Origin of the sequence: Pseudomonas wayambapalatensis, assembly GCF_049942315.1 — a bacterium.
GTDB lineage: Bacteria > Pseudomonadota > Gammaproteobacteria > Pseudomonadales > Pseudomonadaceae > Aquipseudomonas > Aquipseudomonas wayambapalatensis.
In genome coordinates, this window is record NZ_JBNFMU010000043.1 from 1 (window position 1) to 16843 (window position 16843).

Genomic DNA, 16843 nt, shown 5'->3' on the forward strand with positions numbered 1-16843 from the left:
TCAAGGGCCGGGCCCTGAAAGTCCGTATCGTCTGACCTATTCTGGGGCTGCTTTTGCAGCCCATCGCAGGCAAGCCAGCTCCCACAGGGAGTGCACCCGGCCTAGGCTCTGGGGAGATCCTGTGGGAGCTGGCTTGCCTGCGATGGGCTGCAAAAGCAGCCCCAGAATAGGTCAGACGATACGGACTTTCAGGGCCCGGCCCTTGATCTTGCCGCTGTTCAAGCGCTGCATCGCCTGCTTGGCCACGGCCCGCTCCACCGCCACGAAAGCGACGAAATCGAAGATGGCGATCTTGCCCACCTGCTTGCCCGGCAGCCCGGCATCGCCGGTCAGGGCGCCAAGGATATCGCCCGGACGCAGCTTGTCCTTGCGCCCGGCGGCGATGCACAGGGTGGTCATGGTCGGCAGCAGTGGCTCACCGCCCTTGTTCTTCAGGCTGTCCAACTGCTCCCAGCGCAGCGGGCGCTTCTGCAGGTCTTCGATGGCTTGCGCGCGGTGGCCTTCGGCCGGGGCCACCAGGCTGATCGCCACGCCTTTCTCGCCGGCACGGCCGGTACGCCCGACGCGGTGCACATGGATCTCGGCATCACGCGCCAGTTCCACGTTGATCACCAGGTCCAGGCCGTCGATGTCCAGGCCTCGGGCGGCGACATCGGTGGCCACCAGTACCGAGCTGCTGCGGTTGGCGAACATCGTCAGCACCTGGTCGCGGTCACGCTGTTCCAGATCACCGTGCAGGGCCTGGGCGACGATGCCCTTGGCGGTCAGGTGGGCGACCAGGTCCTCGCACTGCTGCTTGGTGAAGCAGAACGCCACGCAAGACTGCGGGCGGTAGTGGCCCAGTACGCGGGTAACCGCCTCCAGACGCTGCTGTGGATCGATCTCGATGAAACGCTGCTCGATCTGGCTGTCGCTGTGCTGGCTCTCGACCGTGACCTGCTGCGGCTTGCGCATGAAGTCGGCGGCCAGTTGCTCGATGCCGGCCGGGTAGGTGGCCGAGAACAGCAGGGTCTGGCGGCGCGACGGGGTCTTGCCGATGATGGCGGCGATGGCGTCGAAGAAGCCCATGTCGAGCATGCGGTCGGCTTCGTCGAGTACCAGGGTGTTGAGCCCTTTCAGGTCCAGGGTGCCCTTGTCCAGGTGCTGCTGGATACGGCCCGGGGTGCCGACGATGATGTGCGCACCGTGCTCCAGCGAGGCGATCTGCGGGCCCAGCGAGACGCCACCGCAGAGGGTGAGGATCTTGATGTTGTCTTCGGCGCGGGCCAGGCGGCGCAGCTCCTTGGCGACCTGGTCGGCCAGTTCGCGCGTCGGGCACAGCACCAGCGCCTGGCAGCCGAAGAAGCGCGGGTTGATCGGATTGAGCAGGCCGATGCCGAAGGCGGCGGTCTTGCCGCTGCCGGTCTTGGCCTGGGCGATCAGGTCCTGGCCCTTGAGGATGACCGGCAGGCTCTGGGCCTGGATCGGCGTCATCGAGGCATAGCCCAGGGCGTCCAGGTTGGCCAGCATGGCGGCGGACAGCGGCAGGGAGGCGAAAGCGGTGGATTCGGTGGTCACGAGGCGGGCCTGCGGTGCGAAGCGAAAAATGCCGCACAGTCTACCAGCCTCATGGCCATTCGCCCTACGTTTCCACGTGCTCTTCCGGACGACGGGCACGCCTTCCGTCTGTCGGCGACAGTTGCAGGAAGATCGCCGCGGCCAGCATCGCCATCAGGCCGATGGTCAGGAAGGTCAACTGGAACGCGCCCAGCGTGGTTTCCACACCCTCGGCGCTGCCGGAGGCGGTAAAGCCGCCGAGCAGCGCACCGGCGCAGGCTACGCCCAGGCTCAGCGACAGTTGCGCGACCACCGACAGCAGGCTGTTGCCGCTGCTGGCGCTGGCGTCGTCGAGGTCGATCAGCGTCACTGTGTTCATTGCAGTGAACTGCAGCGAGTTCACCGCCCCCAGCAAGCCCAGTTGCACCAGCAGCAGCCAATAGGGTGTCTGTTCGTCGACCAGCCCCAGGCTGGCCAGCAGTACACCCAGCAACAGCGTGTTGCCGGTGAGGATGATGCGGTAGCCGAGGCGCTCGATCAGCGGCCGTGCCACCGACTTGGCGATCATCGCCGCGGCGGCCAGCGGGATCATGCTCATGCCGGCCTGGGCCGGCGAGTAGCCCAGCGCCACCTGCAGCAGCAGCGGCACCAGGAAGGGCAGGGCGCCGCTGCCCAGGCGGGCGAACAGGTTGCCGAGGATGCCGATGGCAAAGGTGCGCACGCGGAACAGGCTGGGCGAGAACAGCGGCTCCGGGTCACGCCCGGCGCGCAGCCAGTAGGCGGCAAGGCAGGCCATGCCAGCAAACAGCAGCAACATCACCCGCAGGTGCGGCAGGTGCAACTCGCCCAGGCCCTCCATGGCGATGGTGATCAGCACCATCGCGGCACCGAACAGGATGAACCCGGGCCCGTCGAAGGTGGTGCGTTCGCTGCCGCGCAGGTCGGGGATGAACTTCCATACTGCGTAGCAGCCCAGTGCGCCGACCGGCAGGTTGAGCAGGAAGATCCAGTGCCAACTGAGGATTTCCACCAGCCAGCCGCCGACGGTCGGACCCAGCAGCGGACCGAGCAGGCCGGGGATGGTGATGAAGCTCATGATCCGCACCAGCTCCGAGCGCGGGTAGGCGCGCAGCACCACCAATCGCCCGACCGGCAGCATCAGGGCACCGCCCAGGCCCTGGATGACGCGGGCGATGATCAGGAAGCCCAGGCTGTTGGCCGCCGCGCACAGCAGCGAACCCAGGCTGAACAACAGGATGGCGCCGAAGAAAATGTGCTTGGTGCCGAAGCGGTCGGCGATCCAGCCCGAGGCCGGGATCAGCAGCGCCACGGTGAGCATGTAGGCGATGATCACACCCTGCATGCGCAGCGGGTCTTCTGCCAGCGAGCGGGCCATGGCTGGCAGTGCGGTGTTGAGGATGGTGCCGTCGAGCGACTGCATGAAGAAGGCGATGGCCACCACCCAGGGGATCCAGCGGGCGGTGGTGGGGTCGAGCGGGGCGCGTTCGGGCATGGCCTCAATCCTGAAAAGTGCGCAGTTCCCTGCGGGCGCGGCGAACCGCCGCTCCCACAGGGGCGTGACGTTACAGTGTCAGCGTCAATCCTCTGACCAACGCCCCGGGCAGATGACTCGATCCGGTTTGCCGCTGCCCATAGGTACTGGTCGACAGGATCAGCTCGCGGTCACGGGTCAGCTCTTCCAACTGCTTACCCAGCAGGTTATAGAGGCTGTCGTCGAAGCGCATGGTGCTGACCGGGCCCTGGATCTGGCCGTTTTCCACCCAGAAGGTGGCGAAGCGCGTCAGGCCGGTCATCCGCGCTGCCGGCAGGTCTGAATAGTTCAGATACCAGAGGTTGCTGATGTACAGCCCGGTATCCAGGCGCGCCAGGATATCCGCCGACGCCAGCTCGCCCGGTGCCAGGCTCAGGGCGCACGGTGCCTCGTAGCTGTCGGCGCCGTTGCCCGGCAGGTCGAACTCTACTGCGCTGCGGGGGCTGACCAGGCGTGCGTGGCCCCGGCCTTCGACGATCAGCGCTACGTCCTTGCGGGGCGAGCCCTCGCTGGAGAACGCCGGGCTCAGCGAACCGCTGACCTGCTCCGAGAAGCTGACCCGCGGATCGAGCTTGTCATCACCGGTGTACAGACGCTGCAGTGGGCTGTTGCCGGTGGCCAGGGCCTGGGCCGAGAAACCGCCCCAGGCCAGCATGCCGGCGATCTCGTCCATGGCCGCGGGTGCCAGGTAGGCGCGGTAGCTGCCAGGCTTGAGGGTGATCGTCGGGCGCCCCAGGTACTCAAGCTGTTCGCGGGCCAGTTGCAGGCGTGCACTGAAGGCCTCGCCGCTCCAGACCTGGCCTGCATAGTTGGCCTTCACGGCCTGGCCATTGGTGTGGAACAGGCTCCAGTCGAAATTGAAGCTGTTGGCCTGGTGCCAGCCGAAGGCGCCGAACGAGCTGGCAAAGCCCCGGCAGATCGGGCCGGCGGCGTAGATGCCGACCAGGTCGAGGTCGCCTGCCTGCTGCTCGACCAGCGTCAGCACTTCGCTGAAGTCGGGCAGTGTTGGATCTTGCACGCTGTGGCTGTGCCAGGCGCTTTCGTCGAGTTTCAGGTAGGGGTCGAGCGGCAGCAGCGGCAAGGTCTGGCGCAATTGCTTCAGGGCATCCTGCAGGCGCTGGCGATCCAGTTGCGCATCGTCACCGAGGGTGAACTGCTGTTCGGCCTGGCGTCCTTCACGTATCAGGCGCAACTGCGCGCTAGCTTGGGCCACCTCGCCCGCCTGGCGCACCTTGGCATGGTTGAAACGCACGAAGCGCGACTGTTCGGCGTTGTAGCCGAGGGTGAATTGCTCGCCGGGGTGCAGCGCCTCGCGCAGGGCACTGACCAATGCCTCGAAGCGTTCTTGATAGGGGGTACTCATCAGGCGTCTCCTCCGAATACGTCGATCTGGCGGAACACGCAGGCCGGCGAGGCATGGCCGACCCGGATGACCTGGTTGGGTTCGCCCTTGCCGCAGTTGGGGGTGCCAAGCACCTGGAAGGTGCTGCTATCGCCCACGGCCGACAGGTTGCGCCAGAACTGCGCGGAGATGCCGCGATAGTTGGGGTTCTTGACCACGCCCTTGAGCTCGCCGTGCTCGATCAGTTGGGCCCATTCGCAGCCGAACTGGAACTTGTTGCGCGCATCGTCGATGGACCAGGAGCGGTTGGTGCGCATCAGGATGCCGTGCTCGATCCCCTTGATGAGCTGGTCGAGCGACTGGTCGCCCGGCTCGATGTTGAGGTTGGCCATGCGGTCGATCGGAGCGCGGTTCCAGCCACAGGCGCGGCTGTTGGCCACGCCGTCGAGCCCCGAGCGGAACTGCGACAGGGCGCCGCCCAGCGGGCGCAGCAGCTTGCCCTCGCGGATCAGGAACTGCTTGCTGGCCGCGGTGCCGTCGTCGTCGAAGCTGTAGCTGGCCAGCTCCTCGTCGATGGTAGGGTCGAAGGTCACGTTCAGCAGGGGCGAGCCGTATTGCAACTGCCCGAAATCGCTGGGCTTGACGAAGCTGGTGCCCGCGTAATTGCGCTCGTCGCCGAGAATACGGTCCATCTCCAGCGGATGTCCGATGGACTCATGGATCTGCAGCATCATCTGGTCGGGCATCAGCAGCAGGTCGCGCGCACCGCTCGGGGTGTTGGGCGCCAGCAGCAGTTGCAGGGCTTCGTCGGCGATACGCCGGGCGGCGCCGACCAGGCCGCAGCGCTGGACGACTTCGAAGCCACCCTGCTGGCCAAAGTTCTCCCGGCCCAGGCTGCGGCTCTGGCTGTCGCGGCCATCGCTGGCGGTGACGCCAAGGCCCGGAAAGATGAAGCGCTGCGCGTTGCGCAGCTCGGCGCCGGCCGAGTTCAGGTAAGTCTGCTCGACCAGGGTCATGCCCAGGCTCGCCTGCCAGTCCACCAGGCGTTCGTCCTTGGGCACGCTGGCCGATTCGGTGGCGAGCAGCTCGAGGCAATCCGCAAGGTTTGGCAGCGATTGGTCGAAGTTGGGCGAGATATGGTCGTGGCGCGTGCTCGGCACCGGTTGGTCGCGCAGGTCGAGCAGGTGGTGGCCGGTGATCTGCCGGGCCAGGGCCTCGGCGTGTTCCAGGGCGCGTTGCAGGCCGCTCTGCGACAGGTCGGCGGTGGCGGCGTAGGCCTCGACGCCGTTCAGGCGCACGGTGAGCATGGCACCTTCGTCCTGGCTGAAGAATGGCGGTTCGGCGACGTTGCGCCGCACCGACAGCGATTGATGCGATTGCTTCACGTGGCGAAGCGAGAACAGTTCGGCCTTGCTGCGCAGCGCTGCGAAGCGCTGGCGCAGCAGGGCGCTGGAATCGAACATGCGGGAACCTCCTGTTCGCGGTGGCTCCCCCTAGAACCACCCCTCTTGCATGCCCAGGCAGGTGTCGTCGCGTGCCTCGAGCAGTGCGAGCTCAGTATGGCAGCCTGGCACTTCCCAAGTCAGGAAATAACGTGCGGCCTGCAACTTGCCGTAGTAAAAATCGCGGTCGACCTCGACGCCTTTCATCAGTCCGAGCTCAGCATGGATGGCCTGCTCCAGCCAGCGCCAGCCGATCACGCAATGGCCGAACACCTTGAGGTACAGGGCCGAGTTGGCCAGGGCTCCGGCAACCTTGCCCTGGGCCAGGTCGCCGAGCAGTGTCAGGGTCACGGCTTGCAGGCGGTTGACCAGTTGCTCCAGCGGCTGGCGCAGTGCGTCCAGGTTGGGGTGATGGCTGGCGCGCTCGGCAGTGGTGGCGATCAGGCGAATCAGTTGCTTGAGCCCGGCGCCGCCGTTCTGCGCCAGCTTGCGCCCGAGCAGGTCGAGCGACTGGATGCCTTCGGTGCCTTCGTGGATCGGGTTCAGGCGGTTGTCGCGGTAGTACTGCTCTACCGGGTATTCGCGGGTGTAGCCGTGGCCACCGAGGATCTGGATCGCCAGTTCGTTGGCCTTGAGGCAGAACGTCGAAGGCCAGGACTTGACGATCGGGGTGAGCAGGTCGAGCAGTTCCTGGGCCTGGGCGCGTGCCGCCTCGTCGGGTGCGCTGTGGGTGTCGTCGAACAGCCGTGCGGCGTACAGACCCAGGTCGAAGGCGCCTTCCACGTAGGCTTTCTGCGCCAGCAGCATGCGTTTTACATCGGCGTGCTCGATGATCGGCACTGCTGGGCTGTTGGGGTCCTTGTTGTCCACCTGGCGGCCTTGTGGGCGCTGGCGTGCATAGTCCAGCGAGTACAGGTAGCCGGCGTAGCCGAGCATCACCGCACCCATGCCGACGCCGATGCGCGCTTCGTTCATCATCTGGAACATGCACGCCAGGCCCTGGTGTGGCTTGCCGACCAGGTAGCCGACGCACTGGCCGTTGTCGCCGAAGTTCAACGCCGTGGAGGTGGTGCCACGCCAGCCCATCTTGTGGAACAGACCGGCCAGCAGCACGTCGTTGCGGGCACCGAGGCTGCCGTCGTCGTTGACCCGGTACTTGGGCACGATGAACAGCGAAATGCCCTTCACCCCGGGCGGTGCATCCGGCAGCTTGGCCAGGACCATGTGCACGATGTTCTGCGACAGCTCGTGGTCGCCGCCGGAGATGAATATCTTGTTGCCCTTGAGCCGATAGCTGCCATCGCCAGCGGGCTCTGCACGGGTGCGGATATCGGCCAGCGACGAGCCGGCGTGGGGCTCGGTCAGGGCCATGGTGCCGAAGTAGCGGCCTTCGATCATCGGCTGCAGGAACAGGCGCTTCTGCTCCTCGCTGCCAAAGCTCTCGATCAGGTTGGCTGCGCCCATGGTCAGGAAGGGATAGGCCGTGGTGCCAGCGTTGGCGGCCTGGAAATGGGCGAAGCAGGCTTGCGAGACCAGGCTCGGCAACTGCATGCCGCCGACGTCGAAGTCGCGGTTGGCGTTGAGGAAGCCCGCCTCGAGGAAGGCCTCTACCGCAGGCTTGACCTCGGGAATCAACTCGGCGCGGCCGTCGACATAACGCGGCTCGTGCTCGTCGCCCTTGCGGTTGTGCGGGGCGAAGTACTTCTCGGCAATCGCGCGAGCAGTACCGAGCGCGGCGTCGAAGGTCTCGCGGTTGTGCTCGGCGAAACGCGGGCGCTGGGTCAGGGCCTCGGCGTCGAGGACTTCGTAGAGTTCGAAGGCAAGGTTGCGGCTGCTGAGGAGATGCTCGGACATGGCGGGGTTCCTGGGTTCGAGATGCGGCGAGTCTAGAGCCAGTGGGAGGGGCTGCACAGGCTCATGGGTGCGCGTGATGACACTCCAGAAGGCTGAGCATAGGTGTGCGATTGGTGGCGCTCGCTGCTTCTCGAGATCCTTTGCGCTGCTCTACTGGTATTTCTGTCAGGTGTGGCCTGTACATCACTGGCGTAGCCTAGGCCTTTGCCGGATCCCCGTTGAGCCCTGATTGGGGGCTGCATGCCATCTAGGCCTGAGCCGGAGCATCGCCCAATGACCAGCAACGCGCCATTAGTCCATCGCCAAACCCCATCGGTATCGGCGTTTGCTCGCAAGCTGAAGGTACGGGAAATCGCCTGCCATCGTGATGCGCTTGCGCTTGGACAGACCACGCTGCTCATCACGCGGCACAGGTACGATCCTCGTGGTTTCCTGGATCGGAGCGTCGACCCGCGTATGGCTGGGCGCGGTCTGGTGAACTTCGCGTTGGGCAACGATTTCACTGGCAAAGTGCTGCGTGTTCAGAGTGTCGACGCGGGCATAGAAGTTGCCTTGGCTGATATCGATGGTCGGCCTTTGGTGCATGTCAGTGCAATCGCGGCAGGCGCAGAAGGGCGTGACGACTACAGCCAGGCGGTGGTACGTCGATCGATGTACGAGGCTCACGGTCTGGCGGGTCGTTTGTCGAGCATCAGCGATACAGTTGGCGGTGGTGTTCCCCGCATGACCCAGCGCTTTGTCTATGGGGGGAGCAGTGCACTGGAGCGGGGGCGAAACCTGGCTGGTCGCTGTACACGTCTTTACGACACTGCTGGCCTTGCGTTGCACGACGCCATCGCCATGACCGGTACCACGCTGTCTGTCACCCGTCGTCTTCTGGGGCAGGGAGATGAAGTACAGACAGTGGTCGATTGGCAAGGTGAGAGTATCGATGAATGGGACCGCGCACTTGAGCCGACTGCGCAGGCACACACTACGTGTTCGGTCGTGGACGCAACCGGAACCGTATCGAGCATCGTCGATGCAGCCGGGAACCGGCGGCGTGTCACCTATGATATTGCGGGTCGGCTCCAGGCAAGTTGGCTGAGACGCAAAGACTCTCAAGAGTGCGAGATCGTCCGGTCGACGAGTTACCTGGCAGGTGGAAATAAGACCCGTGAACTGCAGGGTAACGGTGTGTCGAGCACCTATTTCTTTGAGCCACGAACGCAACGCCAGGTTCAGCTACGGATCGAGCGGCCTGCGAGTCATGCCCTGGGTGCGAGGCTCCTGCAGGATTTGCAGTATTCGTTCGACCCGGTGGGCAATGTGGTGAGCGAACGGGACGAGGCCGACAACAGAAGATTCTGGCGGAACCAGGTGGCGGAGCCGCAGACCACGTACTGTTACGACAGCCTTTATCAATTGGTCGGCGCCTGCGGAAGAGAGCAGGTCAATGCGTCATCGCGGGCGGGAGAGTACAACACACCGTCTCCCTCTCCCTACGATGAGACACTCGTTACCCGTTATACCCGCAACTATATCTATGACACTGCTGGCAACCTGACGCGCATGGTGCACCGGGTGCCGGCCAGCAATCACTGTCGTGTCGTCGAGATCACAGTCAGTGGCCGCAGCAATCGGGCGGTGCTGGGCATAATGGCGAAGACACCCGCCGAGGTGGAGGCGTTGTTCACGGCAAAGGGTCAGCAGATCTCGCTGTTGCCCGGCAATCCCCTGTGCTGGACGCCTCAAGGGGAGTTGCATCAGGTCATCTCCCAGCAACGCGAGGAGGGGCGGCATGACCATGAGCACTACCGTTATGACAGTGCCAGCATGCGAGTCCTGAAAGTCAACACGCAGTGGGCCGCTGCAAGCCGGCACACGCTTCGAGTCACCTATTTACCCGGGCTTGAATTGCGCTGCACTACCCGCGATGCCTCCCTTGAGGAGGAGTTGCAGGTTATTTCGGTCGGTGAGCCCGGTCATGCACAGGTGCGAATGTTGCACTGGTGCAGCGAGGTGCCAGACGGGTTGGAGAACGATCAACTGCGCTACAGCTACGACACGCCGCTGGGCAGCGGCATCCTGGAGGTTGACGGCGCGGGCAGGCTGATCAGCCATGAAGCGTATTACCCATTTGGGGGAACCGCGTTGTGGGTGGCCCGTAGCGAGCTTGAAGGGAGTTACAAGACTCTGCGTTATTCAGGCAAGGAACGAGATGCGACAGGGCTGTATTACTACGGTTATCGCTACTACCAGCCGTGGGTCGGGCGATGGCTGAGCGCAGACCCGGCGGGGGCAGTGGAGGGCCTTAACTTGTATTGCATGGTGCGCAACAATCCAGTGACGCGCAGAGATGCCGATGGGCGCGTTGGGGAGATGACTTTCGAAGCAGCGTTCGGCCATGAGGTATGGCGCGAGCTGGATGAGTTGATCAAGTTTCCTTTCCTCTTCGACCCCCACTCGTCTGGCGTCAAGGCAAATGTGAATCACGAGGCGGAGTCGATCAACCTGACGGTCAAGCTGCAGCGAGAAATCTGGGCGTTCTTGCCGCGTAACGAATCAGAGGCAATCCCCCCAGATGAGAGCGTGTCCAAGGCATTCAAGGCTGACTTTCATCGCTCAGCCTACAGCTTCAAGCCCTTGGTGGGCGCCGAACAACGTCTTACAGAGAATAATATCGATGGCCTGTTACCGCTTGGTTTCAAAATGCCTATTTCGCGGGTCGCACATCAGGGGCATTTGGCAGCGCTGACAAGTATGGTCGCTGTGGACATCAGCAACTTGGATGAGGGGAGAACATTTACAACGCCTAAGCCCATGCCAGGTGAGACTGCTGCTGCAGAAAGACTAGGGGCTCGGCACAAGATTGTTGCCGGTAAGGAGATGTATACGGTGATCTCCGAAAAGTTGTTCCATCTCTATGATCTTACAAACGATCGATACTATGACGACGTTTATCTGGAAATACAGCAAGTAAGTCATTTGCCTATCGTGAAGGGGGAGGCTGATGAGCAGGAGCTGACCTTTGCTCCTCCGGAAGGGGTGAGCAGGCTACCCGACCAGCAGACGATCACGATTTCTTATTCGAAACCCATTCCCGAAACTCCCAGCGTTGCAGTGGAACCTGGGCGGATACGCAAGATGCTCAATTACTTCAAACGCTAGAGTTTTTGATTATGTTGGGTTCAGGTGCAGATGTTGCACTCAATATCCAGGCCTGTCGTTGGCCAAACAGGACTCTCGCGGGTCAATCCGCTCCCATAGGTATGACGCTGAACCTGTAGGAGCGGGCTTGCCCGCGATGGCGTCAGTACGGTCAGCCGATGGTCATCAGGCTGGCGTTACCCCCTGCAGCCGCGGTGTTCACGCTCACCGCACGCTCGATCACCAACCGCTCCAGCGCGATCTGCTGATCGCCGCTGGACAGCCCATGCACACCAACGATGGCACCGGCGCGTTTGGCGACCTGCTGGCACACCGCGCGCAGCTGGTCGGAGTCGCCGTGGTGGATGACCGCGTCGAACGCCACGTCATCCTTGCTCCAGTCGGCCACCAGCTTGATCTTGCCTTGCAGGTCTTTCGGCAGGCGACCGCGCAGGCCCTTGGCCGGCTCGCCGTCGGCCCACACCGCCGAGCTGCCAACCGCCAGCACCGCGGCGAACTGCGCGAGCAGGTCGGCCTCGTTGTCAGCCAGGCACAGCACATGCTCGCGAGGCAGCACGGTGTAGGTGTTGCGCTCGCCGGTCGGGCCAGGCAGTACACGGGTGATGCCACTTTGCGACTGTTCGGCGAACTGCTCGCACAGTGCCACCAGCTCGGGCTGGTTGCTCGAAGCCCAGGCCTTGAGCACCTGCAGCGGCTTGATCAGCTGGTCGCGCAGGGTGGTGTCGGCCTTGGTCTCACCGTCGGCACGCTGGAAGTGGCGGGCGATGGCGTCAGCCGGGCGGGTCGACAGCAGGCGGTACAGGTACAGCGGGCCACCGGCTTTCGGGCCGGTGCCCGACAGCCCTTCACCACCGAATGGCTGCACGCCGACCACGGCACCGACGATGTTGCGGTTGACGTACATGTTGCCGGCGTTGACGTTGTCCACCACCTTGGCGATGGTTTCGTCGATGCGGGTGTGCACGCCCAGGGTCAAGCCGTAGCCGGAGGCGTTGATCTGCGCGATCAACTGGTCGAGGTGCTTGCGGTTGTAGCGCACCACGTGCAGCACCGGGCCGAAGATCTCGCGCTTGAGCTCGTCGAAGCTCTCCAGCTCGATCAGGGTCGGCATGACGAAGGTGCCGCGCTTGCACTCCTCGGATTCGGCAATGGCCACCTGGTAGACGCTGCGGCCTTTCTCGCGCATGGCCTGGATGTGCTTCTCGATGCCGGCCTTGGCTTCGGCGTCGATCACCGGGCCGATGTCCACCGACAGGCGCTCCGGGTTGCCCATGCGGTTCTGCGCCATGGCGCCCTTGAGCATTTCGATCACGCGGTCTGCGGAATCCTCTTGCAGGCACAGTACGCGCAGCGCCGAGCAACGTTGACCGGCGCTGTCGAAGGCCGACGACACCACATCGATCACCACCTGCTCGGTCAGCGCCGAGGAGTCGACGATCATCGCGTTCTGGCCGCCGGTTTCGGCGATCAGCGGGATCGGACGACCCTGGGCATCCAGACGGCCGGCGACGTTGCGTTGCAGCAGGCGCGCCACTTCGGTGGAGCCGGTGAACATCACGCCCTTGACCCGTTCGTCACCGACCAGGCCGGCACCGACGGTTTCGCCGCGCCCCGGCAGCAGTTGCAGCACACCTTCGGGGATGCCGGCTTCGAGCAGCAGACGCACGGCCTGGGCCGCGACCAGCGGGGTCTGTTCGGCCGGCTTGGCCAGCACCGGGTTACCGGCGGCCAGTGCGGCGGCCACCTGGCCGGTGAAGATCGCCAGCGGGAAGTTCCATGGGCTGATGCACACCACCGGGCCGAGCGGGCGGCAGGCGTCGTTGCTGAAATCGTTGCGTGCCTGCACGGCGTAGTAGCGCAGGAAGTCGACGGCTTCGCGCACTTCGGCGATGGCGTTGGCGAAGGTCTTGCCGGCCTCGCGGATGAGCAGGCCCATCAGCGGCTGGATCTCGGCTTCCATCAGGTCGGCGGTGCGCTCCAGGATCGCGGCGCGCTCGGCTGGTGGGGTGGCTTGCCAGATCGGCGCGGCATTGAGGGCGCACTGGATGGCGTTGTCGACGTCGGTGACGCTCGCCTCTTGCACATGGCCCACCACGTCGCGGTGGTCGGCTGGGTTGAGTACCGGTGCGGCGGCTTCCTGGCTGGTGGCGCAGGCCAGCAGCGGGGCAGCCTTCCAGTCGTTGTGGGCGGTTGCCAGCATGGCGCAGGACAGCGACGCCAGGCGGTGTTCGTTGGCCATGTCGATGCCGGCCGAGTTGGCCCGTTCGCTGCCATAGAGGTCGCGCGGCAGCGGAATGCGCGGATGCGGCAGCCCGATGCTGCCTTCCTGTGTGGCCATGCGCTCGATACTCGCGACCGGGTCGGCGACCAGTTCCTGGATGGAGATCGAGTGGTCGGCGATACGGTTGACGAACGAGGTGTTGGCGCCGTTTTCCAGCAGGCGGCGTACCAGGTAGGCCAGCAGGGTTTCGTGGGTGCCGACGGGTGCATAGACGCGGCACGGACGGTTCAGCTTGCCATCGGCGATCTTGCCGACGACCTGCTCGTACAGGGGCTCGCCCATGCCGTGCAGGCACTGGAACTCGTACTGGCCTGGGTAATAGTTCTGGCCGGCAATATGGTAGATGGCCGACAGGGTGTGGGCGTTGTGCGTGGCGAACTGCGGGTAGATGGCTTCCGGCACCGACAACAGCTTGCGGGCGCAGGCGATGTAGGACACGTCGGTATAGACCTTGCGGGTGTAGACCGGGTAGCCCTCCAGGCCTTCGACCTGGGCGCGCTTGATCTCGCTGTCCCAGTAGGCGCCCTTGACCAGGCGGATCATCAGGCGGTGACGGCTGCGCTTGGCCAGGTCGATGACCGAGTCGATCACGTACGGGCAGCGCTTCTGGTAGGCCTGGATGACGAAACCGATACCGTTCCAGCCCGTCAGCGATGGCTCGAAGCACAGGCGTTCGAGCAGGTCCAGCGACAGCTCCAGGCGGTCGGCTTCCTCGGCGTCGATGTTCAGGCCGATGTCGTACTGCTTGGCCAGTTGGGTCAGCGACAGCAGGCGCGGGTACAGTTCTTCCATCACACGCTCGTATTGCGCGCGGCTGTAGCGCGGGTGCAGCGCCGAGAGCTTGATCGAGATGCCCGGGCCTTCATAGATGCCGCGCCCGTGCGAGGCCTTGCCGATCGAGTGGATCGCCTGCTCGTAGGAGGCCAGGTACTTCTGGGCGTCGTGCTCGGTCAGCGCGGCCTCGCCGAGCATGTCGTAGCTGTAGCGGAAGCCCTTGGATTCGAAGCGGCTGGCGTTGGCCAGGGCTTCGGCGATGGTCTCGCCGGTGACGAACTGCTCGCCCATCAGGCGCATGGCCATGTCGACACCCTTGCGGATCATCGGCTCGCCACTCTTGCCGATGATGCGGGTGAGCGAGGAGGTCAGGCCGGATTCGTTGTGGGTGGAGACCAGCTTGCCGGTCAGCAGCAGGCCCCAGGTTGCGGCATTGACGAACAGCGAAGGGCTGTTGCCCAGGTGTGGCTGCCAGTTGCCCGTGCTGATCTTGTCGCGGATCAGGGCGTCGCGCGTACCTTTGTCGGGGATGCGCAGCAGCGCTTCGGCCAGGCACATCAGCGCCACGCCTTCCTGGGACGACAGCGAGAACTCCTGCAGCAGGCCCTGGACGATACCGGCGCGGCCGCTGGCGCTCTTCTGGTTGCGCAGCTTGTCGGCCAGGCCTGCGGCCATCTTGTTGGTCGCTTCGGCCAGCGGGGCCGGCAGGCGGGCCTGCTCCAGCAGCATCGGCACCATTTCCTGCTCGGGGCGACGGTAGGCTGCGGTGATCGCTGCGCGCAGCACGGACTGGGGCAGAATGCTCTCGGCGAATTCGAGGAAGCACTGGTGGGTGTGGTCGACCGGGAGTTCGCCAGCGTCGTCACCGAGCTGCGCAGCGTGGCCGTTGATTTCGTTCAGGGTTGCACCACCCTCGAGCTTCTCCAGGTAATTGAAGATCGCTTGCTTGATCAACCAGTGCGGGGTGCGGTCGATGGACTGCGCAGCCGCTTTGAGTCGCTCACGGGTCGGGTCGTCGAGTTTGACCCCAAGGGTGGTCGTCGCCATTTCTTATCCTCGTTATTGCCACGGGCGTGGCTAAGCTGGCGGCAAGATTAGCGCCAGGCACCTCTCGGGTGCAACCGGGTGCAACCCGAATTTTTCATGAAAAAGGTGCAACTCGTCTGGCGCAAAACGCTAAACAGCGGAAAGGGTCGTTTTTGCTGCCCTTGCTTATTAAAAGCGACGTTTTTGCTTCAAAAAGGAGCAAAAAAGGGGTTTTGACTGAAAAGACATTTCCAGGTGCAACTTGCAAATGAAAAATGGTTGCACCCGCTTCATGTTGTTGCATAGGATTCGCCGCCTGGGTGCAACCGTCTCACGAAGGTCGGCTGCAAGAGATAACAACAACGCCAGGGCACAACCATGGGCAATCCAATCACGATCACCTTTGTGGTCTACATCGCGGTAATGGTGCTGATCGGCTTCGCGGCCTATCGCTCCACCAAGAATCTCTCCGACTACATCCTCGGCGGTCGCAGCCTCGGCAGCGTGGTCACCGCGCTTTCTGCTGGCGCTTCCGACATGAGCGGCTGGCTGCTGATGGGCCTGCCGGGCGCCATCTACATGTCGGGCCTGTCGGAGGCCTGGATCGCCATCGGCCTGACTGTCGGTGCCTACCTGAACTGGCTGTTCGTCGCCGGCCGTCTGCGGGTGCAGACCGAGCACAACGGCGATGCGCTGACGCTGCCCGACTACTTCGCCAGCCGTTTCGAAGACCACAGCGGCCTGCTGCGGGTGATCTCGGCCATCGTCATCCTGGTGTTCTTCACCATCTATTGCGCCTCGGGCATCGTGGCGGGTGCGCGCCTGTTCGAAAGCACCTTTGGCATGTCCTACGAGACAGCCCTGTGGGCCGGTGCTGCGGCGACCATCGCCTACACCTTCATCGGTGGTTTCCTGGCGGTAAGCTGGACCGACACCGTGCAGGCCTCGCTGATGATCTTCGCGCTGATCCTCACGCCGATCATCGTGCTGATCTCCACTGGCGGCTTCGACACCACGATGTTGGCGATCGAGGCGCAGAACCCGGCGAACTTCGACATGTTCCGCGGCGCCACCTTCATCGGCATCATCTCGCTGATGGGCTGGGGCCTGGGCTACTTCGGTCAGCCGCACATCCTGGCGCGCTTCATGGCCGCCGACTCGGTGAAGTCGATCGCCAAGGCTCGTCGCATCTCCATGACCTGGATGATTCTGTGCCTGGCCGGCACTTGCGCCGTGGGCTTCTTCGGGATTGCGTATTTCTCGGCCAACCCTGATCTGGCTGGCCCGGTCACCGAGAACCACGAGCGTGTGTTCATCGAGCTGGCGAAGATCCTGTTCAACCCGTGGGTTGCCGGTGTGCTGCTGTCGGCCATCCTGGCGGCAGTCATGAGCACCCTGAGCTGCCAGTTGCTGGTGTGCTCGAGTGCGCTGACCGAGGACTTCTACAAGGCTTTCCTGCGCAAGGGTGCTTCGCAGACCGAACTGGTCTGGGTCGGTCGCCTGATGGTGCTGGCCGTGGCATTGATCGCCATCGCCCTGGCGGCGAACCCTGACAACCGTGTGCTGGGCCTCGTGGCTTATGCCTGGGCGGGCTTCGGTGCTGCGTTCGGGCCGGTGGTGCTGCTGTCGGTATTGTGGAAGGGCATGACCCGCAACGGTGCCCTGGCGGGGATCGTGGTGGGTGCGCTGACCGTGATCCTGTGGAAGAACTACGTCGGGCTTGGCCTGTACGAAATCATCCCGGGCTTCCTGTTCGCCACCATCGCCATCATCGTGGTGAGCAAGCTGGGGCGTCCGAGCGGCAGCATGGTTTCGCGGTTTGAAACGGCTGATGCTGCATACCGCGCTGACAAGTAACAGCTGCTGATTCGGCAGCGGCTGCTTCG

The 16843-nt window shown here is 64.0% G+C and carries 9 protein-coding genes; 2 read left to right on the forward strand and 7 right to left on the reverse strand.

All coding sequences use genetic code 11. The features are described from left to right. Positions 1 to 171 precede the first annotated feature (171 nt). The 5 genes from dbpA to ACPZMI_RS01170 all read right to left on the reverse strand — a co-directional run bounded on the left by dbpA (position 172) and on the right by ACPZMI_RS01170 (position 7726). Entirely contained in the window at positions 172 to 1509 is a 1338-nt protein-coding gene (dbpA, locus tag ACPZMI_RS01150; protein WP_288374157.1) for an ATP-dependent RNA helicase DbpA, read from the reverse strand. 112 nt (positions 1510 to 1621) lie between these two features. Beyond that, positions 1622 to 3049 (reverse strand): multidrug transporter subunit MdtD, encoded by a 1428-nt coding sequence (gene mdtD, locus ACPZMI_RS01155; protein ID WP_186665860.1) that lies wholly within the window; start codon positions 3047 to 3049, stop codon positions 1622 to 1624. Positions 3050 to 3119: 70 nt separating this feature from the next. Continuing rightward, positions 3120 to 4451, reverse strand: a complete 1332-nt coding sequence (locus ACPZMI_RS01160; protein WP_426351515.1) for a TldD/PmbA family protein — start codon at positions 4449 to 4451, stop codon at positions 3120 to 3122. Continuing rightward, the gene (locus ACPZMI_RS01165) at positions 4451 to 5893 is read right to left on the reverse strand and encodes a TldD/PmbA family protein (RefSeq protein WP_426351516.1); all 1443 of its coding nucleotides are present in this window, start codon (positions 5891 to 5893) and stop codon (positions 4451 to 4453) included. Before ACPZMI_RS01165 ends, ACPZMI_RS01160 begins: the two co-directional genes overlap by 1 nt. A 30-nt stretch (positions 5894 to 5923) precedes the next feature. Further along, positions 5924 to 7726, reverse strand: a complete 1803-nt coding sequence (locus ACPZMI_RS01170; protein WP_426351517.1) for an acyl-CoA dehydrogenase — start codon at positions 7724 to 7726, stop codon at positions 5924 to 5926. A 273-nt stretch (positions 7727 to 7999) separates the two neighbouring features. On the opposite strand from ACPZMI_RS01170, the gene ACPZMI_RS01175 reads away from it, so the two are divergent. Continuing rightward, complete coding sequence (locus ACPZMI_RS01175; RefSeq protein ID WP_426351518.1) at positions 8000 to 10876, forward strand: RHS repeat domain-containing protein; 2877 nt, start codon at positions 8000 to 8002, stop codon at positions 10874 to 10876. Positions 10877 to 11027: 151 nt separating this feature from the next. On the opposite strand, the gene putA is transcribed toward ACPZMI_RS01175, so the two are convergent. Both putA and ACPZMI_RS01185 read right to left on the reverse strand, forming a co-directional pair. After that, positions 11028 to 14978, reverse strand: a complete 3951-nt coding sequence (gene putA / locus ACPZMI_RS01180; protein ID WP_426351519.1) for a trifunctional transcriptional regulator/proline dehydrogenase/L-glutamate gamma-semialdehyde dehydrogenase — start codon at positions 14976 to 14978, stop codon at positions 11028 to 11030. A 94-nt stretch (positions 14979 to 15072) separates the two neighbouring features. Then, complete coding sequence (locus tag ACPZMI_RS01185; RefSeq protein ID WP_186708245.1) at positions 15073 to 15261, reverse strand: hypothetical protein; 189 nt, start codon at positions 15259 to 15261, stop codon at positions 15073 to 15075. A 74-nt stretch (positions 15262 to 15335) separates the two neighbouring features. Between ACPZMI_RS01185 and putP the strand changes: the two genes are divergently transcribed. Further along, the gene (putP, locus tag ACPZMI_RS01190; protein WP_426351520.1) at positions 15336 to 16814 is read left to right on the forward strand and encodes a sodium/proline symporter PutP; all 1479 of its coding nucleotides are present in this window, start codon (positions 15336 to 15338) and stop codon (positions 16812 to 16814) included. Positions 16815 to 16843: the final 29 nt, after the last annotated feature.